General features: G+C 29.5%; 23 protein-coding genes. 19 read left to right on the top strand and 4 right to left on the bottom strand.

Annotated features, from left to right (window positions below; genetic code table 11):
- The first annotated feature begins 43 nt into the window (after nt 1–43).
- Both AACQ14_RS09585 and AACQ14_RS09590 read left to right on the top strand, forming a co-directional pair.
- On the top strand, nt 44–211 hold the full coding sequence (locus AACQ14_RS09585; RefSeq protein ID WP_212691908.1) for a hypothetical protein: 168 nt from the start codon (nt 44–46) through the stop codon (nt 209–211).
- A gap of 502 nt (nt 212–713) precedes the next feature.
- A complete protein-coding gene (locus AACQ14_RS09590) occupies nt 714–914 on the top strand; it encodes a cold-shock protein (RefSeq protein ID WP_113674624.1) in 201 nt (66 codons plus the stop codon).
- A gap of 388 nt (nt 915–1,302) precedes the next feature.
- Here the strand turns inward: AACQ14_RS09590 and AACQ14_RS09595 are convergent, their stop codons facing one another.
- The 3 genes from AACQ14_RS09595 to AACQ14_RS09605 are packed head-to-tail and all read right to left on the bottom strand — an operon-like array spanning nt 1,303 to nt 3,877.
- Nucleotides 1,303–2,085 carry an ABC transporter permease gene (locus tag AACQ14_RS09595; RefSeq protein ID WP_339363363.1) on the bottom strand — a complete coding sequence of 261 codons (783 nt, stop codon included), beginning with the start codon at nt 2,083–2,085 and terminating at the stop codon, nt 1,303–1,305.
- A 14-nt stretch (nt 2,086–2,099) separates the two neighbouring features.
- Entirely contained in the window at nt 2,100–2,903 is an 804-nt protein-coding gene (locus AACQ14_RS09600) for an ABC transporter permease (RefSeq protein WP_339363364.1), read from the bottom strand.
- Nucleotides 2,900–3,877: an ABC transporter ATP-binding protein gene (locus AACQ14_RS09605; RefSeq protein ID WP_339363365.1), complete on the bottom strand. Its 978-nt coding sequence runs from the start codon at nt 3,875–3,877 to the stop codon at nt 2,900–2,902. The genes AACQ14_RS09600 and AACQ14_RS09605 overlap by 4 nt, the downstream gene beginning before the upstream one ends.
- 299 nt (nt 3,878–4,176) lie before the next feature.
- Between AACQ14_RS09605 and AACQ14_RS09610 the strand changes: the two genes are divergently transcribed.
- The 17 genes from AACQ14_RS09610 (at nt 4,177) to AACQ14_RS09690 (ending at nt 25,144) form a co-directional block, all read left to right on the top strand.
- Nucleotides 4,177–4,671, top strand: a complete 495-nt coding sequence (locus AACQ14_RS09610; protein WP_339363366.1) for a GAF domain-containing protein — start codon at nt 4,177–4,179, stop codon at nt 4,669–4,671.
- A 43-nt stretch (nt 4,672–4,714) separates the two neighbouring features.
- Complete coding sequence (locus AACQ14_RS09615) at nt 4,715–7,642, top strand: insulinase family protein (RefSeq protein ID WP_339363367.1); 2,928 nt, start codon at nt 4,715–4,717, stop codon at nt 7,640–7,642.
- 70 nt (nt 7,643–7,712) lie between these two features.
- The gene (gene era, locus AACQ14_RS09620; RefSeq protein WP_113675661.1) at nt 7,713–8,621 is read left to right on the top strand and encodes a GTPase Era; all 909 of its coding nucleotides are present in this window, start codon (nt 7,713–7,715) and stop codon (nt 8,619–8,621) included.
- 212 nt (nt 8,622–8,833) lie between these two features.
- Nucleotides 8,834–8,992, top strand: coding sequence for a YqzL family protein (locus AACQ14_RS09625; RefSeq protein ID WP_113674629.1), 159 nt, complete (start codon nt 8,834–8,836; stop codon nt 8,990–8,992).
- Between the two features lie 187 nt (nt 8,993–9,179).
- Nucleotides 9,180–10,193 carry a LacI family DNA-binding transcriptional regulator gene (locus AACQ14_RS09630; protein WP_339363368.1) on the top strand — a complete coding sequence of 338 codons (1,014 nt, stop codon included), beginning with the start codon at nt 9,180–9,182 and terminating at the stop codon, nt 10,191–10,193.
- 61 nt (nt 10,194–10,254) lie between these two features.
- Nucleotides 10,255–11,661: a glucuronate isomerase gene (gene uxaC, locus AACQ14_RS09635; RefSeq protein WP_339363369.1), complete on the top strand. Its 1,407-nt coding sequence runs from the start codon at nt 10,255–10,257 to the stop codon at nt 11,659–11,661.
- A gap of 69 nt (nt 11,662–11,730) precedes the next feature.
- A complete protein-coding gene (locus tag AACQ14_RS09640; RefSeq protein WP_212691900.1) occupies nt 11,731–12,384 on the top strand; it encodes a bifunctional 4-hydroxy-2-oxoglutarate aldolase/2-dehydro-3-deoxy-phosphogluconate aldolase in 654 nt (217 codons plus the stop codon).
- 25 nt (nt 12,385–12,409) lie between these two features.
- Entirely contained in the window at nt 12,410–13,438 is a 1,029-nt protein-coding gene (locus AACQ14_RS09645; RefSeq protein WP_339363370.1) for a sugar kinase, read from the top strand.
- Nucleotides 13,439–13,997: 559 nt separating this feature from the next.
- Entirely contained in the window at nt 13,998–15,095 is a 1,098-nt protein-coding gene (locus AACQ14_RS09650; protein ID WP_339363371.1) for an ROK family transcriptional regulator, read from the top strand.
- A gap of 101 nt (nt 15,096–15,196) precedes the next feature.
- Nucleotides 15,197–16,123 (top strand): N-acetylglucosamine kinase, encoded by a 927-nt coding sequence (locus AACQ14_RS09655; RefSeq protein ID WP_339363372.1) that lies wholly within the window; start codon nt 15,197–15,199, stop codon nt 16,121–16,123.
- 4 nt (nt 16,124–16,127) lie between these two features.
- Nucleotides 16,128–17,330, top strand: coding sequence for a hypothetical protein (locus AACQ14_RS09660; protein ID WP_339363373.1), 1,203 nt, complete (start codon nt 16,128–16,130; stop codon nt 17,328–17,330).
- A complete protein-coding gene (locus AACQ14_RS09665) occupies nt 17,317–18,813 on the top strand; it encodes a sugar ABC transporter ATP-binding protein (protein ID WP_339363374.1) in 1,497 nt (498 codons plus the stop codon). Before AACQ14_RS09660 ends, AACQ14_RS09665 begins: the two co-directional genes overlap by 14 nt.
- 13 nt (nt 18,814–18,826) lie before the next feature.
- A complete protein-coding gene (locus AACQ14_RS09670; protein WP_339363375.1) occupies nt 18,827–19,795 on the top strand; it encodes an ABC transporter permease in 969 nt (322 codons plus the stop codon).
- A 63-nt stretch (nt 19,796–19,858) separates the two neighbouring features.
- A complete protein-coding gene (locus AACQ14_RS09675; protein ID WP_339363376.1) occupies nt 19,859–20,896 on the top strand; it encodes a sugar ABC transporter substrate-binding protein in 1,038 nt (345 codons plus the stop codon).
- Nucleotides 20,897–21,233: 337 nt separating this feature from the next.
- The gene (locus tag AACQ14_RS09680) at nt 21,234–23,240 is read left to right on the top strand and encodes a DUF5050 domain-containing protein (protein ID WP_339363377.1); all 2,007 of its coding nucleotides are present in this window, start codon (nt 21,234–21,236) and stop codon (nt 23,238–23,240) included.
- Between the two features lie 38 nt (nt 23,241–23,278).
- Nucleotides 23,279–23,770: a cupin domain-containing protein gene (locus tag AACQ14_RS09685; protein WP_339363378.1), complete on the top strand. Its 492-nt coding sequence runs from the start codon at nt 23,279–23,281 to the stop codon at nt 23,768–23,770.
- Nucleotides 23,771–24,109: 339 nt separating this feature from the next.
- Entirely contained in the window at nt 24,110–25,144 is a 1,035-nt protein-coding gene (locus AACQ14_RS09690) for a tail fiber domain-containing protein (RefSeq protein WP_339363379.1), read from the top strand.
- Nucleotides 25,145–25,285: 141 nt separating this feature from the next.
- Here the strand turns inward: AACQ14_RS09690 and AACQ14_RS09695 are convergent, their stop codons facing one another.
- Complete coding sequence (locus AACQ14_RS09695; RefSeq protein ID WP_339363380.1) at nt 25,286–25,876, bottom strand: flavin reductase family protein; 591 nt, start codon at nt 25,874–25,876, stop codon at nt 25,286–25,288.
- Nucleotides 25,877–25,963 lie beyond the last annotated feature (87 nt).

The raw sequence follows: 25,963 nt of genomic DNA on the forward strand, positions 1-25,963 counted from the left end.
CAAAAGTCATATAATAATATTGGACACAAAAAGGAGGTGTGGAATGTCTAAGAAAAAAATGGGCAGACCTACTACAGACCCAAAACCTCATAGCTTACATGTGAGAGTTAACGACAAAGAGCTTAAGACTCTAGATAATTATTGCGAAAAAAACAATAAAACAAGGGCTCAAGGGGTTAGAGATGGTATTAATGCCCTAGAAAATAAATAAGAGAAGTGGCGTTCTACCCAACAAGTAACAACACCACTTCTACAAACACACTATCAAAAATAGTGGTAAATCTATTATACCCAATTTTTGATAGTAATTCAATATAGGAGGTATAATTAATGAACGATATTAGATGGCATTTTGAGAATTTTACTGCTCAGATGGTAAAACATGCGACTAAAGAGTTTCAGTTAACTAATTTTGAATATCAGTAAATAGAGTGTTATCTACATAAGTATGAAGATAGATTTAATTCAATAATAGAGTCACTTGATGAAGAGGATAAGAAATTTGTGAAAGAATATATCACAAAACAAGTATATGAAGTATCTTGTGCAAATGATTGTTTATATCTTCAAGGATATAAGGATTGTGTTAAATTACTTGATAAATTAGGGGTGATTTGATTTAAATTTTCACCTATAAAGATTTATAAGTTGACAATTTTCAGTGTTTGTGCTAGTGTAAAAATGTAATTTTATATATTTAGGAGGATTTAAAAATGAATCAAGGTACAGTTAAATGGTTTGATGCAAAAAAAGGTTTTGGGTTTATTTCAGTTGAAGATGGCGACGATATATTTGTACATTTTTCAGCTATTCAAGATGAAGGTTTTAAAAGCTTAGAAGAGGGCGACGCTGTTCAATTTGAAGTTGTTGATGGTGCAAAAGGACCTCAAGCAGCTAATGTGAGCAAATTATAATATGATATTATAGATTAACGTAAGTAAGCTGTTAATTAAGGTATAAACAAAAGGGGTTATCTTATCCAATAAGATAACCCTTTTAGATTGTCAAAAAAATCTATTGATAGATTTTTACCATATAGCATTACATTAACGCAATAACTTTGTAACAAGTAAAGATTCTATAGGCTAAAGTCACATCTTTTAACTGGTTTAAGAGTGGTAAGTACAGAGAAAATCATATATAGTGATAATAACGAACTTTTACGGCTTGTTGCTATCCTTAAAAACAGATAGAAGGCAACAAACGTAACGAGAGTATTATCACTATATATGATTTCAATACACAACTGTTGTCAGTTCTTTGCTTCATACTTTAGCGACAATCTGAGTTTATACATAATTATCATGACCCCGTTGATTTGTAATGTCTAACACCTATTCTCCAAACTAATAGACAAGGTATAATAAATAATATCCCGAATATAGGTGAAATAATATATAATATATTATTTGAGTTATTCTTGTCTAGTAAGTACATAAGTGGATAATAGTTAACACAGCCGAAAGGTACTACAAATGTAAAAAAGTTTTTTACCCATTTCTTATAGATACCCAGAGGATATTGGAACATTTCTCTACCACCATCTGTTAGGATATTGGCAATTTCTAGACTTTGGATAGTCCAAAAACATAAGGTAGCTGCCAAAATGAATATACCAGAGAAAATAAAAATCCCACTGATAATCATTAAAATGAGAATAATAATCTTTGGTAAATTAAAGTCTATAGAAACATTGGCTAATGCCCATATGAGAACTATGACACTTTGGGATAGACGTCCTATCCTAGTAAATTCAAATCTGGAGCCTATTACTTGGACGATAGTTCCACGAGGTCTTACAAGTATTCTATCAAAATTTCCAGTTCGGATAAGATTAGAGAAACTATCAAATCCTCTAGCAAAACATTCACTTAACGAAAAAGATATATGTATTATACCAAAGCACAACATGACTTCGTAGAAGCTCCAACCAGCAATATTATTAAATCTTTGGAACATAAAATACATACCGGCGAATATGGAAAAGGGTACAAAAAATTGACCCAGGCATAACAGTATAAATGAAGTCTGATATTGCAGTTGAGACTTCAATAATATTTTTAGGTATTTCAAGAATAATTTCATAACAACCTCCAATCTTAACCACCTTGTACTATTACTTTTTTTAATACTTTTTTCATGCTGACTTGCCCTAATATTATAAGGATTGCCAGCCATATCATTTGTACTAGAATTCCTATGAGTGCATCATTTTGAGGTATATGTCCAGAATATATTCTAAAAGGCATATCGCAGGTTAGATGAAAGGGAAGGACATATACGATTTTCTGCATCCATACTGGCATAAATGGTATAGGAATAACCAAACCAGCAAAAAATTCTCCAAGAACTGCAAATATCAAAGTTGACCCTACAGGTGACATTGTAACGAAAACGGAAATATATATAAACATGGATATAGAGACCACAACAAACAATCCTAGTATAAGGGAAAATATAAATATAAAAAATGTTACTATATCTGGTGGTAATGAAATCTTATAAGGTTTTGGAAGAATGAAAGCAATAATCAGTATTGGTACACTTCTAAGAATTGCTCCTGATACTCTTTGGGCTATAAGCTTAGAAAACCAAAAGCCATATAGATTAATTGGTCTGCATAATTCATAAGCTATGTTACCGCTAGTAATTAGTTCAAATAATTCACCATCTCTATACCAAAGCATTATAAAAACTAAAAAAGATTGTTGCAGCCAAATATAAGAAACTGTTTGGCTAAAAGAGATTGGTTGAATATTAGTACTGCTGGAGTAGAAAGCTTCAAAAATCATTAGATACATGAATCCCCAGAAAAATTGTGTAGCTACACCTGAATACGCTGCAACTCTATACTGCATACCATTTATCAATCGCAATCTAAAAACAGATAGATAAGCTCTCATATTGCATACTCCTTATATAATTTTACAATGATTTCATCTACTGGTTGTGATTCTACTGTAACATCAGTAATTTCGTATGAATTCACTAAAGATGATATAACTTCTGATACGGAGATTATCTTGGTATTTATAGAGAGTACAGCACGTTCTTCCATATAGGATAAAACAGTAACACCTGGTATGTTGATTGATTTATTTGATCTAGCATATTCTATAGTGATGATTTTATCATTAGAATATTTATTTCTGAGTGCTGAAAGGTTTCCGTCGTATAGAATAGTTCCTTTTCCTATTAATAAAATTCTATCAGCCAGAGCTTCTATATCACTCATATCATGAGTTGTTAATATGATGGTTACATTTTTTTCTTTGTTTATTTCTTTAATGAATTTTCGAACTGCAATTTTGGAAATAGCATCAAGACCAATAGTAGGTTCATCTAAAAATAAGATTTTGGGTGAATGTAATAATGATGCTGCTATCTCACATCTCATACGTTGCCCAAGACTTAGCTGTCTAACGGGAATATTGATAAAATCATTAAGTTGTAAGGTTTCTATCAACATATCTAGATTGTTGGCATATTCTTTTGGGGGTATTTTATATATGTCTTTCAACAATTCAAAAGAGTCAATAACAGGAACATCCCACCACAGCTGGGACCGCTGACCAAAAACTACGCCAATATTTTTTACATGATTAACTCTTTCTTGCCAAGGGATATGACCTAAAATATTACAAGTACCCGAATCAGGAACCAGTATGCCGCTCATGATTTTGATTGTGGTAGATTTTCCTGCTCCATTAGGTCCTATGTACCCAACAATTTCACCAGTGTCTATTGTAAAAGAAACATCTTTTATAGCATTAACTATGTCATACTCCCGATGAAAAAGGGATTTGATAGATGCTTTTACACCTGCTGAACGTTTGGCTACTTTGAAAGATTTGCATAATCCATTTACTTCAATCATAATGAACCTCCTAACGTAATCTAATATATTCAATTTTTTGCAAGGAAAAATAGTATACTCCTATAACTTAACTAAGTCAAGTTGTATTTAATTAAATTAATATTATATTATTGTTACAATAACCGATTATGAAAAAAAGATATATTATTCTATTGTAGAAAGATAATATGTAAATACAATTGAAAATGATAATTACATGAGATGAAAGTTGTTAGTAAAATTAGGAAAAAAGCTTGTAATATAGCGTTAGAAAGTATATATTATTAGTATTAAGGCAAAATAAGGAAAGGATTAGTGAAATGTTTCAGATTGATGATTTTTCATTTAATACAAAAAAGGAATTTTACGATAATATAATTTGTAACGCAAAAGGACTTATGTATGAAGAAAGAGACAAAATTGCAAATTTGGCTAATATATCTGCATTATTATTTTATACAATGGAGAAAATAAATTGGGCAGGATTTTATTTGTATAAAAATGATGAGCTAGTTCTTGGGCCTTTTCAAGGAAAACCTGCTTGTATAAGAATAAAAATTGGAAAAGGTGTTTGTGGTACTGCGGCGAAATTAAGAGAAACACAAATAGTACCTGATGTACACCAATTCGAGGGACATATTCCTTGTGACGGCGACACTAATTCAGAGATAGTAATTCCAATAGTAGTAGATAATAAACTTATAGGTGTTCTGGATATTGATAGTCCTATTACTAATAGATTTGATGTTACTGATAGTGAATACTTAAATAAGTTGGCTTCACTTATTACTGATAGTTGTGATTGGAATGAATAATAAATAAGTTATAATAATTTTTTTGATAAGGAGATGTTACTAAGTGGTTTTTGAAGTAGGTAAGTTATACCATGGTTTCAAATTAGTTGATGAACAAAATATAGGAGAAATAGGTTCTATTGGAAGATTGTTTCATCATGGGAAAAGTGGTGCAAGACTTGTATCCATAAATAATGATGACAACAACAAAGTATTTTCAGTGAATTTTAGAACTCCACCTGTTGATGATACAGGATTACCTCATATACTAGAACATTCAGTTCTATGTGGATCAAGGAAATTTCCTTTGAAGGACCCTTTTGTTGAATTGGTTAAGGGTTCTTTGAATACATTCCTTAATGCTATGACATTTTCAGATAAGACTATGTATCCTGTAGCAAGTCTTAATGACAAAGATTTCCTTAATCTTGTGGATGTCTATATGGATGCAGTTTTTTATCCTAATATATATGATAGACCTGAGATTCTAAGGCAAGAGGGCTGGCATTACGATTTAGCTAATGTGGAGGAAGATATTACTATAAAAGGTGTAGTTTACAATGAGATGAAGGGAGCTTTTTCTTCTCCAGAACAAGTATTGTTCAGAAAGATTCAGCAATCCCTATTACCTGATACTCCATATGCTTATGAATCTGGTGGAGACCCAGATTATATACCTGAGCTTACAAATGAACAATTCTTAGATTTCCATAAGAAATATTATCATCCATCTAACAGTTATCTATATTTATATGGAGATAGTGATGTTGATAAGATGTTAGAATGGCTGGATGACAATTATTTGAAAGAGTTTGATAGTATAGACATAGATTCTAGTATCAACTTGCAAAAACCTTTCAGTGAGTTTATTGAAAAAGTTGAATACTATCCTATCTCTTCTAATGAGAGTGAAGAAGGTAAGACTTATCTTAGTTATAATGTTGTTGTTGGTAATGCAACTAACAAAATAGATTATAGGTCATTTGAGATACTTGAATATATACTTCTAGAAGCACCAGGAGCACCACTTAAAAAAGCATTGATTGATGCTGGAATAGGAAAAGATGTATTTGGTTCATATGACAATACTTTGTTACAGCCAACATTAAGTATAGTGGCTAAGAATTCAGATACAAGTAAAAAAGAAGAGTTCATTTCAATTATTAGAAATACCTTACAGGAAATAGTTGAGAAAGGTATTGATAAAAGAACAATAGAAGCTGCAATAAATTATTTTGAATTCAAAGTAAGAGAAGCTGATTATGGAAGATATCCAAAAGGAATTATCTATGCTATGATGTGTATGGACAGCTGGTTATACGATAATGATCCTTTTATGCATTTATCATATGATGAAACTTTTGAAGCCTTGAAAGAAGGACTTAACACTGATTTCTACGAAAAATTGATTAAAGAGAATCTGTTGAACAATACTCACGGAAGTTTACTTATGGTAGAACCTAAAAAAGGTATATTAGCGAAACGTGAAAAAGAATTAGAAGATAAACTTAAGGCGTATAAAGACTCTTTATCAAATGATGAACTTAATAAGTTAGTAAAAGATACTATTCATCTTGAAGAATATCAAAGTGAACCAGAAGCTAAGGAAACATTGCTGAAAATACCTTTATTAAACTTGAATGATATTAGTAAAGAACCTGAACATCTTTTATTAGAAGAAGGGGAAATAGAAAATATCAAGGTATTATTACATCCTGCATTCACTAATAATATAGCTTATATTAAGTTGTTGTTTGACACTAAAAAGATACCAGTGGATCTTATTCCTTATATAGGTCTGATAACAAAAGTACTAGGCAATATGGATACTGAAAATTATAGTTATGGTGAATTATCCAATGTCATTAATATAAATACTGGTGGTATTTCTTTCAATATTAATATATATGGACAGAATAATGAACCAGATGTATTCTTACCAAAATTTGAAGTGTATGGTAAATGCTTTTATGAAAAGATTCCACAGTTATTTGAGTTATTTGGTGAAATCATGTTTAATACTGATTTCTCAGATAAAAATAGATTATTGCAAGTAATAGCAGAAGCAAAATCACGTATACAAATGATGTTGACAAGTAGTGGACACATAGCTGCTGCTACAAGAGCGGAAAGTTATTTTGCTAATACTGCATTATACAAAGAATTAACAAGTGGAATATCCTTCTATCATTTCTTGGATAAACTAGAAATCAATTTTGAAGAAATGTCAGAGGAAATAATAAGTGACATTAAAAAAACTATCAGTTATATGTTTAAACCTGAGAATCTAGTTATAACTATGACTTCAGAGAAAGATGCTTATGGATTATTTAATGGGGAGGCTAAACATTTTATTGATAAATTGGATGATTCATTATTGGAACTGGATGATGTGAAATTCGACTTCAATAAAACAAATGAAGGATTATTGACATCAGATAAAATCCAATATGTAGCAAAAGCAGGAAACTTCATTAAAAAAGGATATCATTACTCTGGTACTCTTAAGGTATTGCAGACTATAACTAGTTTAGATTATTTATGGAATAATGTAAGAGTTAAAGGTGGAGCTTATGGATGTATGAATGCATTTTCGAGAAATGGTAATGTATATTTCACATCATACAGAGACCCTAATCTTAAAAAGACTCTAGACACTTATGATAATATAGATGGATTTATCTCTACCTTTGATACAGATGATAGAGAAATGACTAAGTACATCATTGGTACTATCAGTAATCTGGATAGACCACTGACACCTGCTTTAAAAGGAGATAGAGCTATTGGTTCATATATTAGTAATGTCTCTTATGAAGATATATTAAATGAAAGAAAAGAAGTTCTAAGTACTACCAAAGAAGATATTAGAGGTACAGCTGATCTAGTCAAATCAGTATTGAAACAAGATAATATCTGTGTAGTGGGTAATGAGAATAAGTTAGAGAAAAACAGAGAAATATTTAATGAATTAGTTCATTTATTCAATTAATTAAAATTAATATTATACTAATGCTGACGGTCACTTGTTGACCGTTAAGCATTTTACTTACAGGAGGAAGATTTTGAATAATTTTAAATCAGGATTTGTTACAATTATAGGTAGACCTAATGTAGGAAAATCTACATTGATGAATCAAATAATAGGGCAAAAAATTGCTATTATGTCGGACAAACCTCAGACAACAAGAAATAAGATCAGGACATTTATTACAACTGAGGAAGGTCAAATCATTTTTATTGATACACCAGGTATTCACAAACCAAAGCATAAGTTGGGTGAATTCATGAATAAGACAGCTCTTGATACTTTTAGAGAAGTTGATGTTGTTTTATGGTTGGTCGAACCTGATATGAAAGTTGGTAAAGGTGATGAATATATAATCGAGCAGCTGCAAAGAGTTAAAACACCAGTTATCCTAGTAATCAATAAAATAGATAAAATATCAAAAGATGAGATATTACAAGTAATAGCTGCTTATAAGGATGCTTATGATTTTGCTGAAATCATTCCAATTTCTGCATTGAAAGGTGAAAACACTGAAGATATCACAAAAATATTGTTTCAATATCTAGAAGAAGGTCCTCAATTCTTTGATGGTGATATGATAACTGACCAACCAGAACGTCAGATTGTTGCTGAGTTAATCAGAGAAAAAGCACTTCATCTATTACAACAGGAAATACCTCACGGAATAGCTGTTGTTATTGATAGGATGAAGGATAGGTCTAATAAAGATATAGTGGATATTGATGCAACAATTATATGTGAAAGAGATTCTCATAAAGGTATTATAATTGGTAAACAAGGTGCAATGCTCAAGAAAATAGGAACTAGGGCAAGAATAGACATAGAAAATCTTCTAGGTTCAAAAGTTAATTTGAAAATATGGGTAAAAATCAAGAAAAATTGGAGAGATAGTGATTTCTTACTTAAAAATTATGGATTCAATAAAAAAGATATGGATTAAAACTTTTGGATTATAAAAAATATATAATGTCTAGGACTAAAGTACTAGAACAATAGGAATCAAAACCCTGATTTTATGCCATGTTGAATGATACACTAATTTTGTCAAGGGTTAAAAATCAGTTTATTCATGGGAATATTTGAGCAGTATATAAAATTCTTAACAGGTAAACCTATAGATATAATAAAATATATTTTTAGGGGGTAACAAAAATGTTTAAGAATATATTATGGAATTTGTTTGAAAATACTGGCAGAATTGATGTTTATTTAATTTATAAACAATATGAACCCAGGGGTAGTACTTATTCATCTAAAGAAATAAACAGAACATATGAAAACAAGAAATGTGCCAATAGTGATATAGTGTAATGATACACATTAATGTATTACTAATCATGAAAAGCTGTTATTAAGATATTTTTTCTATATAACTATAGAAAAATATATCTGATAATAGCTTTTTCTAGTTAAAAATGCTAACTGAAAATAAATTTTACAAGAAATAGTTGCACACGTGTACATAATATGATAGAATGTTTTTGAAAGGAAGATTGTAATGAGTATTACTATTAAAGATATAGCTAAGTTAGCAGGTGTTTCCCATGCTACGGTTTCAAGAGCTCTTAATGATAGTCCTTTGATAAGTGATAAAACCAAGGATAGAATTAAGAAAATTGCTAAAGACAATAATTATATTCCTAATTATAGTGCAAAAAGTCTAAAACTTGATAAGTCATATAATATTGGAGTATTTCTATCAGCTCTTGAAGGTACCAGCCCATCTTTCTTCTATAGCTCAATCAAAGGTGTAAATAGACTGATGAAGGAAAGAAATTATAACTTGGTAGTTAAAGCAATAGATGATCTAAACGGAGATTATAGTATTGTAAATAGTAAACATTATGATGGAATTTTGGTTGTTAGTCAGAAAATACAAGATGATGAATTTATAAAATATATAGGTACATTGAATATACCTGTAGTAGTTCTTAATAGAAAAATAAACATAGAAGGAACAACTTGTGTTTATTCCGAAGATAGAGATGGTGCATACCAAGCAGTAAAATATTTGACTAATCTAGGTCATAAGAGAATTGGATTAATCAAAGGTAAAGAAGGATTCTTGAATAGTAGTGAAAGATTAGAAGGATATAAAATGGCTATGAATGAAGCTTCCCTTATAGTTGATAAGAACTTGATGGCAAGTGGTAAGTTTGACGTAATCAGTGGGTACAAAGGAATGAATAAGATATTGGACAATAACACTGAATTACCTACAGCTATGTTTTGTTCTAATGATGAGATGGCATTTGGTGCTATAAAAGCAATAATAGAAAAAGGGCTAAGAGTTCCAGAAGATATATCTGTTGTAGGATTTGATGATATTGAGATGTGTAAGTATATTACACCCGAACTTACAACAGTAAGGAGAGAAATATCAAAAATAGCATATAGTGGTACAGAACTTCTGTTCGATATGCTCGATAATAACAGTAACAAAGAGTTTTATCATACAAAAGTTGACTGTATATTAAAAATAAGACAGTCAGTACATCAATTAAATCAATAAAATGTGATATATTCATTTTAAAAACATTGCACACGTGTACATTGTGCGGGAGGATGATGTTTTGAAAGAGTTTTTATGTGAGGATTTTATGTTTAATAATGAAGTTGGGAAGAAATTATATCATGAATATGCGGCTGATATGCCTATTTATGATTATCATTGTCACTTAAATCCGAAGGAAATTGCAGAAGATAAACGATATAACAATATTACAGAACTATGGCTAGGTGGAGACCATTATAAGTGGAGAGCTATGAGAAGTCATGGTATAGAAGAAAAATACATAACAGGCGATGCTTCTGACAAAGATAAATTCTTTAAATGGGCAGAAACCATATCCTATTGTATTGGTAATCCTCTCTATCATTGGACACATCTAGAGCTTTGTAGATATTTTGATATAACTAAACAATTAAGTCTAGATACAGCTGAAGATATATGGAATGCATGTAACGAAAAGTTAAAAGAAGATGGTTTTAGTGCAAAAGGTTTGATTAAAAGGTCCAATGTAAAAGTTATATGTACTACTGATGATCCAATAGATGACTTGCATTATCATAAAATAATACAAGATGATAAAGATTTTGATGCAAAAGTATTACCAGCTTTTAGACCTGATAAGTGTGTCAATATTAATAAAGATACTTTTTTACCTTGGATGGGAGAATTGGAAAAAATAGTTGGTTATCCAATTAGTGATATTGATAGTTTATTAAAAGCTATGGAGGAAAGAGTGCTATTTTTCCAAAAGGCTGGCTGCAGAATAGCTGATCATGGTCTTGAAGGAGTTAATTACATAAAAGCTAATAAAGATGAGATTAACGATATATTACTTAAGAAATTATCAAAAACTAATATTGAAGAAGAAGAAACAATAAAATATCAAGGCTTCATGCTTGTGTTTTTTGGAAGATTATATAAGAAATACAATTGGGCTATGCAATTGCATATGGGTTGTATCAGAAATAATAATTCAAGAATGATGAAGCTGTTAGGACCAGATACAGGATTTGATGCAGTTGGTGATTATAGTATTGCTGAGGGATTAGCAGGAATCCTTAATGCATTGGATGAAACTGATGAATTACCAAAAACTATTTTATATAACCTTAATCCTTCTGATAATTATGTTTTAGGAACCCTTATAGGATGTTTCCAAAACTCGGATGCAAGAGGTAAAATACAGTTTGGTGCAGGTTGGTGGTTCAATGACCATAAAGATGGAATGATTAAACAAATGATTGACCTGGCTAATCTGGGATTACTAAGTAATTTTGTAGGTATGCTAACGGATTCAAGAAGTTTCTTATCATATACGAGACATGAATATTTTAGAAGGATTCTATGTAACCTTATAGGTAAGTGGGTTGAAGATGGTGAATTCCCATACGATATGAATCTGCTTGGTAATATAGTTAAGAATATCAGTTTTAACAATGCAAAAGAATATTTTGATATAGAATTATAGAAAATAGTTTAATACGTTATTAAAGACGATATTATAAAAATACATTATAAGAGAGGAATGAGCATTCACATGAAAAGAATGGAAACAATTAAAAAAATCGTAGATAGCGGTGTTGTTGCAGTTATCCGTGCAGAATCAAAAGAAGATGGTATGAAAATTATTGAAGCTGTAAAAGCTGGTGGAATCAAGGCACTTGAAATTACTATGACAGTACCAGGTGCAGTTGATATTATAAAAGAATTAACTGATTTATACAAAGACGAAGATGTAATCATTGGAGCAGGAACAGTTCTTGATCCAGAAACTGCTAGAGCTTGTATTCTTGCAGGAGCAGAATATATCGTAAGTTCAAGTTTTAATCCAGAAACTGTAAAATTATGTAATCGTTATAGAGTACCTGTTATGCCAGGGATCATGACACCTGCTGAGGCTCTAACTGCTCTTGAATCTGGTGTAGAAATCTTAAAAGTATTCCCAGGTAATGCATTCGGTCCTTCTATTATCAAAGCATTCAAAGGCCCTATGCCTCAAGGTAATTACATGCCAACCGGTGGTGTAAGTCTTGACAATGTTCATGAATGGATTGAAGCTGGTGCTGTAGCTGTAGGAACAGGAAGCGTTCTTACTAAAGGAGCTAAAACAGGTAATTATGAACTAGTAACTGAAACTGCTAAGAAATTTGTTGATGCTGTAAAAGAAGCTAGAAAAAATTTAAATAAATAGTTATATAAGAAAGGATTGAATATAGATGAGTAAAAAAGTAGTTACTATGGGAGAAATTATGCTTAGACTCTCAACTAAGGGATATGAAAGATTTACACAAGCTGAGTCTTTTGATGTAGTATATGGTGGTGGAGAAGCTAACGTAGCTGTTTCGCTTGCTAATTATGGTTTTGATGCTCATTTCGTAACTAAACTTCCAGAAAATCCAATTGGACAGAGTGCTGTTAATCACTTAAGAAGATTTGGAGTAAATACTGATTATATTGCTAGAGGTGGAGATAGAGTAGGTATATACTACTTAGAGACAGGTGCTTCAATGAGACCTTCAAAAGTAGTTTATGACCGTGCTGATTCTGCAATAGCTGAAGCTGATATTGAAGATTTTGATTTTGATGAAATATTTAAGGATGCAGAGTGGTTCCATTTCTCAGGAATTACACCTGCAATAAGTAAAAAAGCAGCAGTTCTTACTGAAAAAGCATTAATAGCTGCTAAAAAATATGGAGTGACAGTTAGTGTAGACCTTAACTATAGAAAAAAATTATGGACACCAGAAGAAGCAAAAGAAGTAATGACCAATCTAATGCAATATGTTGATGTATGTATTGGTAATGAAGAAGATGCAGAGAAGGTATTAGGATTCAAACCTGGTGAAACAGATGTTACTTCAGGAAATCTTGAACTTGATGGATACAAAACAATATTCAAACAAATGAAAGAAAAATTCGGTTTCAAATATGTTGTTACAACATTAAGAGAAAGCTATTCAGCATCAGATAATGGATGGTCAGCTCTTATATATGATGGTAATGAATTCTACCGTTCCAAAAAATATGATATAAGAATAGTTGATAGAGTAGGTGGAGGAGACTCATTTGCTGGTGGACTTATTTATGGTTTACTATCAAGCAATGATGACTTCAAATATGCTCTAGAATTTGCTGTAGGTGCTTCTGCATTAAAACACACTATAAAAGGAGATTTTAACTTAGTAACTGTAGATGAAGTAGAAACACTTATAAATGGTGATGCTTCAGGTAGGGTACAAAGATAATTTCTTATTAAAATTGCTAAACATATAAACATTAAATATATTTCTTTAAAAGAATTAATACTTGCCTTATAATTTGGAAGTATTAATTCTGTGTAGGTGACAGTTCCTTTTGTTTGCTAAACAAAAGGAACTGTCACCTTTCATACTATTATTTACTATGAGAATTGCCTTTTTCATTATCGTAAATAATTGCTGTGATTAAATTATCTTTATTAAAGTAAATTGCTAGCTCTTGATTATTACTGAACTCCTTCCCGATAATGATATTCTCGGTTATTATATAACTTGTAATCATTTCCAAACAAATCAAAAACTGCACAATTCTCTTTCCCAATTTCAACCCTGAAAGTGATATTGAACATAAAATGAATTTTATGTTTTTTTTATTGTGAGATTATCCATTTATTTTATTAGAAAAGAATTATCATTATTCAATTTCACTAATAAAGTAGTGTTTTTAGACAAAATAAATATAAAATATGACTTGACAGTAAAAAAAAATTAAAGTATAATTTAATTAATAAATAAAGTTTATTAATTAATAAGGAAGTGGTATTTTATGGAGAAGTATAGTGGAAAGCCCAAACTTATAAAAAAAGTAAATCAAAGTTTAATAAAGAATGTTATTTCACAACAAGGACCAATTTCAAAACCTGAAATTTCAAAAATATGTAATTTAAGCCTACCCACAGTTAATAAAACAGTAGATATTTTAGTAAATAAAGGTGTTGTTAAAAAATCTCAAAAAGATATTAAAGTTGAAGGAAGCGGTAAACGTCCAATTTTTTATGAGATAAATAGTGAAAATGCCTATATAATAGCTCTATATATTGAGGATAGGAAAGTTGAAGGATGCTTGGTAGATGCTACAGGAGGTATACGTTTGCAAAAAGAACTTTATAAGATGCAAAATGTAAATCTTGATAGAAAAAATGATTTTTATAATTATATTTTGGAACTCATTGAAGGAGTAGAAGACAAAGAGCTTATAAAAGCTATTGCGGTAGGTATGCCGGGAGTAGTTGATGAAGAGGGAATCGTTACAGAAACACCAAATATCCCCGAGTGGGAAGGAATAAATATTAAGTCTGAAATTGAAAAATTCTTTAACATTAACGCATATATTGAAAATGATGCAAATTTAACTGCGATTGGTATTTACTATGAAAATTATAAAGAAGATTATAACGATCTGATATATATGTATTTAGGTGAAGGGATTGGTGCAGGTATAATTATAGACGGTAAACTTCATAAAGGCAAAAGCGGTTTTGCAGGTGAAATTAGTTATATGATTACAGAACATAAAATGGAAGACCAAAAAGAAACATTATATAAAGGGTGTTTTGAAAAAGAATGGTTTGCAATCTATACAAATAGTACTTTGAATGAAAAGGAAAGAAAAAGACTCCTATTAAATAAAGTTACATACGCCTTAGTAAATGCAATATCATTACTAAATACTGAAATAGTCGTAATAAGAAGTCCGTATTTTGAATCAAAAGATTTAAAGTTGTTGGAAAATAATGTTTGTAATTACATAGGGGAAAAGAATTGTCCTTTAATAAAATATATTGATGATTTGAATATAGGTCTGAAAGGTGCAATAAGATTGGGCTTGCTGAATTTGGAATCTCAAATACATCTAATACTTTAGAAAAAGTTCTACTTTTTTATTATATTAAATCTTTAATAGGACTTAATTATAGGACTTTAGATATTTAAAGATTAGCAACAGTAAAAGAAAGAGGGATTAATTTGGCATATATATTATCAGTAGATGGAGGAGGCAGTAAAACTTGTCTATGTATTTACAACAGTATAAATAATAAAAAGATATATACTACAATAGGTAGTTCCAATTATAAAAACATAGGTTTGAAACTGGCAAAGAAAAAAATAAAAGAAGGAATAAATAAGATTATTGATGAAGGTAAAATAGATTTAAAACAAATAGAAGCAGCTGTTTTTGGGTTTTCTGGAAATGATACAGAAGATGATCAAAAAAAACTAGAAAATATAATTGGTGAATTGGAAATAAAAAATACTTATGTGTGTAATGATGCAGAAATAGCATTAAGAACATATACCCTAGATCCAGGAATTGTTATTATATCTGGAACAGGTTCCATTGCCTATGGAATAGATGGTTGTAATAATGAAATGAGAGTTGGAGGATGGGGCTGCCAGATTAGTGATTTAGGTTCAGGGTATTGGATAAGTAGGCAGATTCTTGAAAAACTAGTTTTATATTGTGAAGATTTATATAGTTTTGATTATATATTTAGTCTTATTAAAGAACATTTACAGATATCAGAATATAGAAAGATACCTTCTTATTTAAGTAATACTATTAATTCACCAAAAGATATAGCTGCAATGACGAAGTTAATAGTTACTAATATGAACAATAGTATGTTAGCACAAAGAGTTGTAGAACAGGCAGTAGATTATCTTGTAAAATTGGTAGAAAAAATATACATACAATTGTCTTTAAGCAAAGAGAAAAAATGTAGCATTGTTATGTCAGGAAGTGTAGTTACTAATCCAATTATTTCGGAATTATTTATTAAAGAAATAAGAAGAAAGATTACATATCAAAATATTAGTTTTATTGTTGCTCAGAAAAAACCTGTCGATGGTGGTATTAATATAGGAATAGATTTGTTAAGAAAGGGGAGGTGATTTAGTGGATAATGACAAAAGAGTAATGATACAGATTTTTACAGGTGGGTTTAAAGGTAATATTATTGAAAGTGCTGAAATTATTCAAAGAATTGAGTCTATAAGAAAGAATATAGATATCTACGGTGTGATTATCGGTTGGGCAGATAATAAAGAACTGTATTCTAAAGTGAAAGATTATTTAACTGAAAAAAATATAAAAATGTATTATTGGTTTCCAGTTTTTTCTGAATTAGGATTTTACAAAAAGTTCCAGCAGGTAGTTGATTATACAGGAGAGACAATAGAAAATTATAATTTTCAAGAAGGTGAAGATTTTACATTTTATTGTCCTAATTGCAAAGATAATATTAAACTTGTAAAAGATATTTATAATGAACATTTTATTGATATACCAGCTGATGGAATTTTTTTAGATAAAATAAGATACCCTTCTTTCTCAAATGGAGATAAAGGAATTTTTACATGCTTTTGTGAAGATTGCAAAGAGAAAATGGAACAAGAAGGGATTGATGTAGAAGAATTAAAAGAACAAATAGTTAGAATTACAAAAGATAATACAATAAATCCTTTTGGGATAGTTAGTTCACATGATTTAAAAATTCAATTTAAAAATGATATTATTGAGAAATTTTATAAATTCAAAAAACAATCGGTATATAACTCTTTGAAGAATATTACTAAGTATTTTAAAGGTATATATAAAGAAGTAGGATTAGATATTTTTGCACCTCCTATAGCTTACTTTACTGGACAAGATATTCTTGAGTTAATGGAGTTAGCTGATTTTGTTAAACCTATGTATTATAGAAAAACAAATGCTCCTGCAGGGATACCTTTTGAATTTGATAAATATGCTGAGTATTTTTCAAATAATATAGATAAAAAAGGAGTAAAGGATACTCTGCTTAATATTTGTGGCGTTGAAAAAGAAAGTAGATATACTTATAGCAATTGCTTGTTAATGAAACAGCTTAACAAACTAAGTGAAAAAAATAAATGCCATATATACCCAGGAATAGAGATAAATTTTAAAAAAAATATTGCTGAGATAGATATGAATTATATACAAAGTTCTGTAGGTACAATTAGTAAGTCAAAAGCATCGGGTATAGTTCTTTCATGGGATATTATGAGTGCTCCGATGGAGAATATTTATGCAGTTTCAAATGATTATAAAGGAGTGAAAAGCCTTGACAGCAAATGAAATTTTACGCCTTGAAAATATATCAAAAGCTTTTTCAGGTGTTAGTGTTCTTCGTGACATTAATTTTTCAATACAAAAAGGAGAAGTTCATGCGATTTTAGGAGCAAATGGAGCTGGTAAATCCACTTTAATGAAAATTATTAGTGGTGTTCATAAACCCACAGAGGGTAATGTTATTTATAAAGGAAAAAGAGTAACTTTTAATAGTCCCATTGAAGCTCAAAATCAAGGTATTGGAATTATATATCAAGAGTTAAGTATAGTAAAGACTTTGGATGTTATATCAAATGTTTTTTTAGGTAAAGAGGATGTAAAAAGAGGATTCTTAAATAAAAAAGATATGGAAAAAAAGTATTTTGATATCTGCAAAGAACTAAAATTTAATATAAAGCCTTATGATAAGGTTTCAAAATTAAGCATATCTCAACAGCAAGTAATAGAAATAATGAAAGTAATCTCTAATGAAGCAGAAATTATTATAATGGACGAGCCGACAACTTCGTTATCAGAGAGCGAAAAGGATTCTTTATTTGAGACTATCAGACAGTTAAAAGAAAAAGGGAAAACAATACTTTATATATCACATATGTTGGATGAAATATATCGTATTTGTGATAGGATGACTGTAATAAGAGATGGAGAATATATAGGTACGTATATAACAGATAAGACTCCAAAAGATACTCTAATATCTTATATGACAGGTATAGATAATATTAATAAAACTGTTAATTCGTCTAAAAAAGATAAAAGTAAAGAAGAAGTTGTCTTAGAACTTAAAAATATCGTTCGTGATAAAGTTTTAGATAATATTAGTTTCAAACTCCATAAAGGCGAAATATTAGGTATTGGTGGATTAGTTGGAGCAGGAAGAACTGAACTTACTCAAGTAATATATGGGATAGATGCTTACGATAGTGGTGATATTTACTTAAATAATAAAAAAATTAAAATTAGCTCACCTATAGATGCTATAAAAAATGGAATAGGTTTAATTCCAGAAGATAGAAAACATTTAGGACTTATTCTAAAACATGAAGTATATAAAAATTCAACAATTATACAACTTGATAAAATGAAAAAGTTTGGATTTTTAAGTAAGAAAAAAGAACAAAACTTTATTGAAAAAGCAATAAAAGATTTATCTATAAAAGTAGAAAGTATTAAAACTAAAGCATCTAATTTAAGTGGAGGAAATCAGCAAAAAGTAGTTGTTTCCAAATGGATGGATAAAGATTTGCAGGTATTGATATTTGATGAACCAACAAAGGGAATTGATGTATCGGCAAAAGAAGATATTTTTAAAATTATGGTAGAGTTTGCAGAGAAAGGTTATGGTATAATATTTATTTCTTCAGATTTAGAAGAAGTTGAGAGACTTTCAGATAGAGTTTTAATAATGAGAAAAGGCAGGATTGTAAAAGAATTAAGAGGTAAAGATATTACTATCGAACAAATAAATTATCAGACATTAAATGGATAGGGAGGCATATGAAATGGTGCTAGAAAGAAGTAAAAGTTTCGGTGGGAAAATTAAGAAAATAAATTGGAAACAGTATGGTGTTATTTTAGGTTTTTTTGTTCTTTGTTTTGCGATTAGCCTAGCAACACCTAAATTTCTAACAGTATCAAATCTATTGAATCTATTAAGACAATCGTCTATTATTGGAATTATTGCTGCGGGTATGACTTTTGTAATTATTTCTGGAAACTTTGATATATCGGTAGGAGCTATAGCAGCTTTAAGTGGTGCGTTTTTGATGACATCACTTACCAATGGTCATAGTTTAATTCTAAGTATTATTATTGCACTAGTAGTAGGATCTATAGCTGGTGCTGTAAATGGATTTTTAGTATCAAAAATTAATATTCCCTCGTTAATTGCTACTATGGGAATGGTAACTATTTGTCGTGGAGTATTATTAGTATATACAGGAGGATATCCAGTATCATATTTAAATGAACAGTTAACTAAAATAGGTAATGGATATTTATTAGGTATACCAATTCCAGTAATTATCTTTTTCTCAGCAATTATAATAGGACATATTATCCTTTCAAAGACAAAGTTTGGAAGACATATTTACGCTGTAGGAGGAAATCAAGAGGCTAGTTTATTATCTGGAATCAATGTGGATTTTTATAAAATCATTGTGTTTGTAATAAATGGATTAATGGCTGGATTAGCAGGAATTGTTCTAACAGCCCGTTTAAGTACAGCTACAGCTGTAGCAGGAGAAGGGTATGATTTAGATGCAATAGCTGCTGTAGTAATTGGAGGAACAAGTGTTACAGGCGGCGAAGGAAATATCCTAAGAACGATAATAGGAGTTTTACTAATGAGTGTTATTAGTAATAGTTTTAACTTATTAGGTGTAAATATTCATTTTCAATATATTTTCAAAGGTCTTATTATACTAGTGGCTGTTGGATTTGATAGTTATAGTAAAAAAAGAGAAAAATAGTTATGATCATTATATTTTTAATAATTAATGATATAAAAATTTAAATTTTAGGAGGATAAGAATATGAAAAGATTATTAAAATCTATGTTAAGTATTATGATTGTATTAACAGTTATTTTTACCAATGTTGGTTGTTCTCAGAACAAAGCTCCAGAAAAAGAAAATAATGTACAAGATTCAAAGGAAAATGCAAAAGAAGACACTAAAGATAAAGAAACAATAACAGAAGATGAACAAAAAACAATTGCAGTATTAATTCCTGGACCAGTTGGTTATTTTGTAGCTGTTAGAAAAGGAATCGACGAAGCAGCTGAAGAGTTAGGTGTAAAAGTTGAATATGCTGATGCTGGATGGGATGCTTCAAAACAATTATCACAGGTAGAAGACTTTATTACTAAAGGTGTTGATATGATTGCAATATGTGCTGCAGATGCAGTGGCGGTTGTACCAACTATTCAACTTGCTAATGATGCAAAAGTACCTATTATGGCATTTACTAATGCTATAGGAACTAACCCTACAGGTGAATACGAAGGATTAGTTACTTATGTAGGACAAAATGAAATACATACAGGAGCTGTCTGTGGTGAAATTGCTAAGAAATTGTTAGGAGAACAAGGCGGTAAAATTGTTATGATTGAAGGTAGCCCTGGAACATCTCCACAAAGAAATAGAAGAGAAGGTTTTGTTAATGCAATAGATTCACAAGAAAATATGGATGTTGTATATACACAAACAAGTAATTGGGAAAAAGAGAAAGCTATGAAAATCGTAGAAGATTTAATACAAAAAAATCAAGAGATGGATTTAATTTTCTGCCAAGATGATAATTCGGCAATAGGAGCTGGAAAGGCACTAGAAGAGGCAGGCATGAAAGATGATATATTTGTAATCGGATTAGGTGGAAGTATTGACGGATTACAAGCTGTTAAAGATGGTTTATTAGATGGAACAACATATATGTCAGCAACAGAAGAAGGGTATAAAACTATTGAAACAGCTGTAAAATATCTTAACGGAGAAGAAGTGGAAAAAGTTACTCAAATGATTCAAGTGGAAGTTAATAAAGATAATGTAGATGAATTTGAGGGAGAATGGTAAATAGGAACGAAGGAATTAAATAAGTCATTTTACAATACTGTAATATTATCAAGGGGCTGTCTCACTGAAACTTTAATACGATAAGTCTCTAATTACAAAAGCAAGTGAACTACCTAAGTTCTTTTATATATTCATAGGTGGTTCACTATTTTTGTATCATAATTAAAGATTCGAAGAATCATTGTGTGATCTTTTACTAAATTAGATTATCTATGCTGTTTTTAATGGGACTGTGAAGTATTACAAGCATAGTTGAAAAGTATAAATACTTGCAATTATTACACATAAGGTATATTATGGAAGTGTTTAATACATAATTAAGTGCGGGGGATGATAAATGGATTATAGATACATAAAATGTACTATCATAATAGGTTTAATAGTATTATTAGTTGGTTGTAATAAAGCTCAGAATCAGAAAAAAAGTTTTAAGATATCAGCTATTGAAACTATCAGTAAAAATGAAAACACTAAAATAAGAGATAATAAAAATAATCATAAACAAAAACAGTTATACAATACGTCTATAACTAAGAAATACGCAAATCTATCAGATGAAAATATGAATTATGAAGATTGGTGGTTATATACTGAATATGAAAAAGAAAATAAACCTTATATATATAGGTTCAATATAAAGACTGGTAATAAAGTAAGAGTGTGTCAAGGTAAAATAGTTGAGAAAACCCTTATGAGTGATAAGGTGCATTATATTAATGAAACAGGTATTAAGTTGCTGCATAACAATCAATATATTAATTTACTCAACAGACACATAGACCAATATGAAAAAATTGAAAATGGTTATGTCTATATAGCATCAAATGCCATCTATTATTTTAATACTAATACCAATACCGAAAGTATTCTTACTACCTTTAAGGATTCAATGGCTGATGGAACACTATCGGCTGCTTCTAATAACAATCATATTATGTACTCTATAAAGATAGATGACAGGATTCAATTAAATACCTATAATATTAGGAATAATGAAAATAAAATTATATTACAAGACCAAGTTTGTAGTAATATAATGAGTATAGGAGATAAATTTTTTCTATATAACGAATCAAATAAAAAAATAATGGTTTATGATAATGATGAGTTGAAAGAATCATTGAGAGCTTATCCAAGTCAAAATAAAATATCATATTATAATGATAAGATATATTACGTAAGTGATAAGTTATATATTCTTGATACTAATGATTACTCAATAAAAACAGTCAATACATATTCCAGTGAAAACACTTTATTGGAAATCAAAGATGGTAAAGTTTACTTTTATGGTAACCAGCTTATGATATATTACATAGATCAAGATAGATTAGTTAATAAAAATATATATCTGGACACAAGTAATGAAATAGATATCGTAGAAGATATGATATATGAAATTAACCGTAACAAGGGTTATATAAGCAAAAGCGATTTTGAAGGTAGAACAGTCAATAATTATAATCTAGAATATTTTTCAGATTATTTTATAGGTGACAACTGTATTTATTTATTTGATGATAAGGGAATCATTAGTAAGATAAATAAACATACCCTTGCTCATATTGAAACTACTAGAAAATATGATAATTCTTATATATATCAAGTTAAAAATAAAAAAGATAATAATGTATTCAGAGTAGAAAATTATAATGCATTGGTTCATCTTAATGAAAATACTTATTATCCTAGCAGCTCACATAGATTAATAAGTCTACAATCCAATAAAAAGGCATTAGAAGAACTTAACTTAAGTAATAGTGACTGGTATGATTATAATGATAAATTTATAGTATATGTTGATGAAACGGGAATTCTACATTATTACAATAGATACACAAAAGAGAAAAAAAGTCTAAAAACTAGCAATATCAATAATTTAAGAATTATAAACAATAGTATATTCTATTACTCAATAGACGATAGAACACTATATTGCTATAAGAATAATAGACACAAAAAGGTAGTTGAAGGTAATATAAAAGAATATGAGGTAGTAGGTAATAAAATATATTATGTGGACAAGTATTTATATAGAATTAATATTGATGGTACTGACAAAGAGAAGATTAATGATTCTTCTACTGAATTATTAATTGGCATCAATAATGAATTATTCTATATGGATAATGAAGATAGGAATGCTTTATACAGAATTAATAATAATAATGGTTCAAGTGAATTGATTGATACAATTTTAACTGCTGATATAAAGGATTATTTTACTGATGGAGAAAAATTATATCTCTATTATAATGATAAAGATAATCATGTTATACAATCACTTAATATAAATAATCTGGAGTTCGAGAGACTATATGTTAAAGGAAGTAGAAGAAAATAGGAATGTATAATATTACTAATGGGAAGGAGTAGTAGGTTATGTATACCCCTGAGTATTTTATTGAAAAATTACAATTGGCTCCACATATAGAAGGTGGATATTACAGAGAGATATATAATGATAAATCTCATAAAACAGGTATTGAGGATTATGATGGTAAAAGGTCTTTGTCAACAACTATTTATTACCTCCTAAAACTAGGACAGGTTTCCAAATTCCATAAATTAAAATCTGACGAAATATGGTTTTATCATTATGGTTCACCCCTGACGATACATATGATTGATATAGAAGGAAAATATAGTAAAGTAGTATTAGGATTAAATATAGAAAAAGGAGAATTACCACAGCTGATTGTAACTGCGAATACTATTTTTGGTGCTGAAGTTGTTGAAGGAGGGACTTTTACATTAGTTAGTTGTATGGTTTCTCCAGGGTTCGACTTCAAAGACTTTCGAATGTATTCCAGTGATGAATTGATTAATGAATATCCAGAACATAAAGAAATAATATATAAACTCAATGGATGAATAAAATCTACTTATATTTAGGTTTTATTCGGATTGTAAATAAATGTCTGTAAATACTATTTATAGAATAGCTTCCTATGATAAAAATAAAATCATAGGAGGCTATTTTAATTATCTTCTAAAATAAAAAAGGTTATTAAATAATAATTTAATATATTTTTTTGTAAATGTCGTGGTAATGTCATGTTATATGGTGTTAATATTATATCAAGCCAATAACAAATAAGGCTTAACGTACGTATTAGAGATAATATATAAAATATATGCAATAATAAATTATCTCTATGAAAATGTAGTCGCGGTTACAAAATAAATTATAATACGAAAGGAAGTAATAAAATGTCAATTGAAGGATTTATTATGGGTAATAGTACATTTGTAGGAACAGATTCAGGAGTAAGCGGTCCAAATGAAGATGGTGGTAATACAGCTTTTGGACATAGAACTTTATATGAAACTTATGAAGGTAATTACAACACTGCTGTTGGTTGTGAAGCTTTAACCAACAATTATGATGGTAAGAGTAATACTGCTGTAGGTTATCAAGCTTTAACTAATAATTATGATGGTGATTATAATGTTGCTGTAGGATATAAATGCCTTGAAAATAATAGTAGTGGTAACTGGAATACTGCTATAGGTAATCGTACTTTATATAAAAACACTACTGGTATTAATAATATTGGTATAGGTTATTTGGCTTTAGTAAATAATGAAGAAGGTAGAGAAAATATCGCATTAGGTCGTAGTGCATTAAGTAGTAACAAGCATGATTATAATATAGCTATAGGAACTCAAGCATTACTTACAAATACTGGTAATCATAATACCGCTGTAGGTCATAGAGCTTTACTCACTACTAGATATAATAATTGTTCTGGAATTGGTTATAATTCAAGCGTTAAAGGAGATAATCAAATACAATTAGGTAATAGTGACACAACAACATATGCTTATGGTAGTGTACAGAATCGTTCTGATAAACGAGATAAAACAGATATACAAGATACAAAATTAGGCTTAGATTTTATAATGGGATTAAAACCTGTAGAATTCAGATGGGATTATCGGGAAGATTATATTGAAGAAACTACTAACGAAGATGGTTATACTGATTTAAAAGAAATTCCTAAAGATGGTTCCAAAAAAAGAAAAAGATTACATCAAGGTTTTATAGCACAAGAGGTAAAAGCTTTGATGGATAGCTTAGGAGTTGATTTTGCAGGATATCAAGATCACAAAGTTAAAGGTGGAGAAGATGTGCTTACTCTAGGATACACAGAATTTATTCCACCACTTGTTAAGGCTATTCACGAGCAACAAAATACTATATTAAAATTACAGAAGAAGGTTGAAATGCTACAGAATAAATAAAACATAATCAATTATAACCTTAGTATTTTGAATCATTCCTTGAAAAGTTATAAAAGTTGGAATGCCAAGATAATGACATTCCGACTTTTATTATATAGTGTAAGTTCATTTATCATAAAAAGCTAATTTACAGAGATAACTTTACTTTCTTGATCTTTTGTTTTTAGTGGATTTCTTTGCTACAGAATATCCAAAAGTACCTAATTTTTTACCTAGTCCAAAATAAGTACCATGTGAATAACATATGGGATTAGATTTATCAAGATGGAATTTATTGTTATTGTCTAGATATTTTTCATCTGCATTAACTGCAACCACTTCTGCCATAAACATATCATGAGAACCAAGTTTTATTATTTCTTTGACTTTACACTCAATGTTCACAGGACTTTCTGCTATTAAAGGTGCTTCAACTTCTCTAGCTTTCTCGATTGTCAGATTCATTTCTTTGAATTTATCAATATCTCTACCTGATTTAACTCCACAGTAGTCAACAGCCCTTACTAATTTTTCACAACTTAAATTAATAACGAATTCTTTTGTTTCTTCTATGATATTATATGAATGTCTACTAGGACGAACAGAGATATATGTCATGGGTGGGTTGGTACAAATCGTTCCTGTCCATGCAATAGTAATTATATTGTAATTATCTTTACAATTTCCACATGTGACTAATACAGCTGGCAAAGGATATATCATATTACCAGGCTTCCAATTTATCTTTGACATTATTACCCTCCTTGCATTATTTTGTCGAAATATAAGTTTTGTAAATAAACTACTTAATATTATTATATATATATATTAAAAAAAATC

The sequence above is a fragment of the Vallitalea maricola genome (assembly GCF_036985595.1).
Lineage (GTDB): Bacteria > Bacillota > Clostridia > Lachnospirales > Vallitaleaceae > Vallitalea > Vallitalea maricola.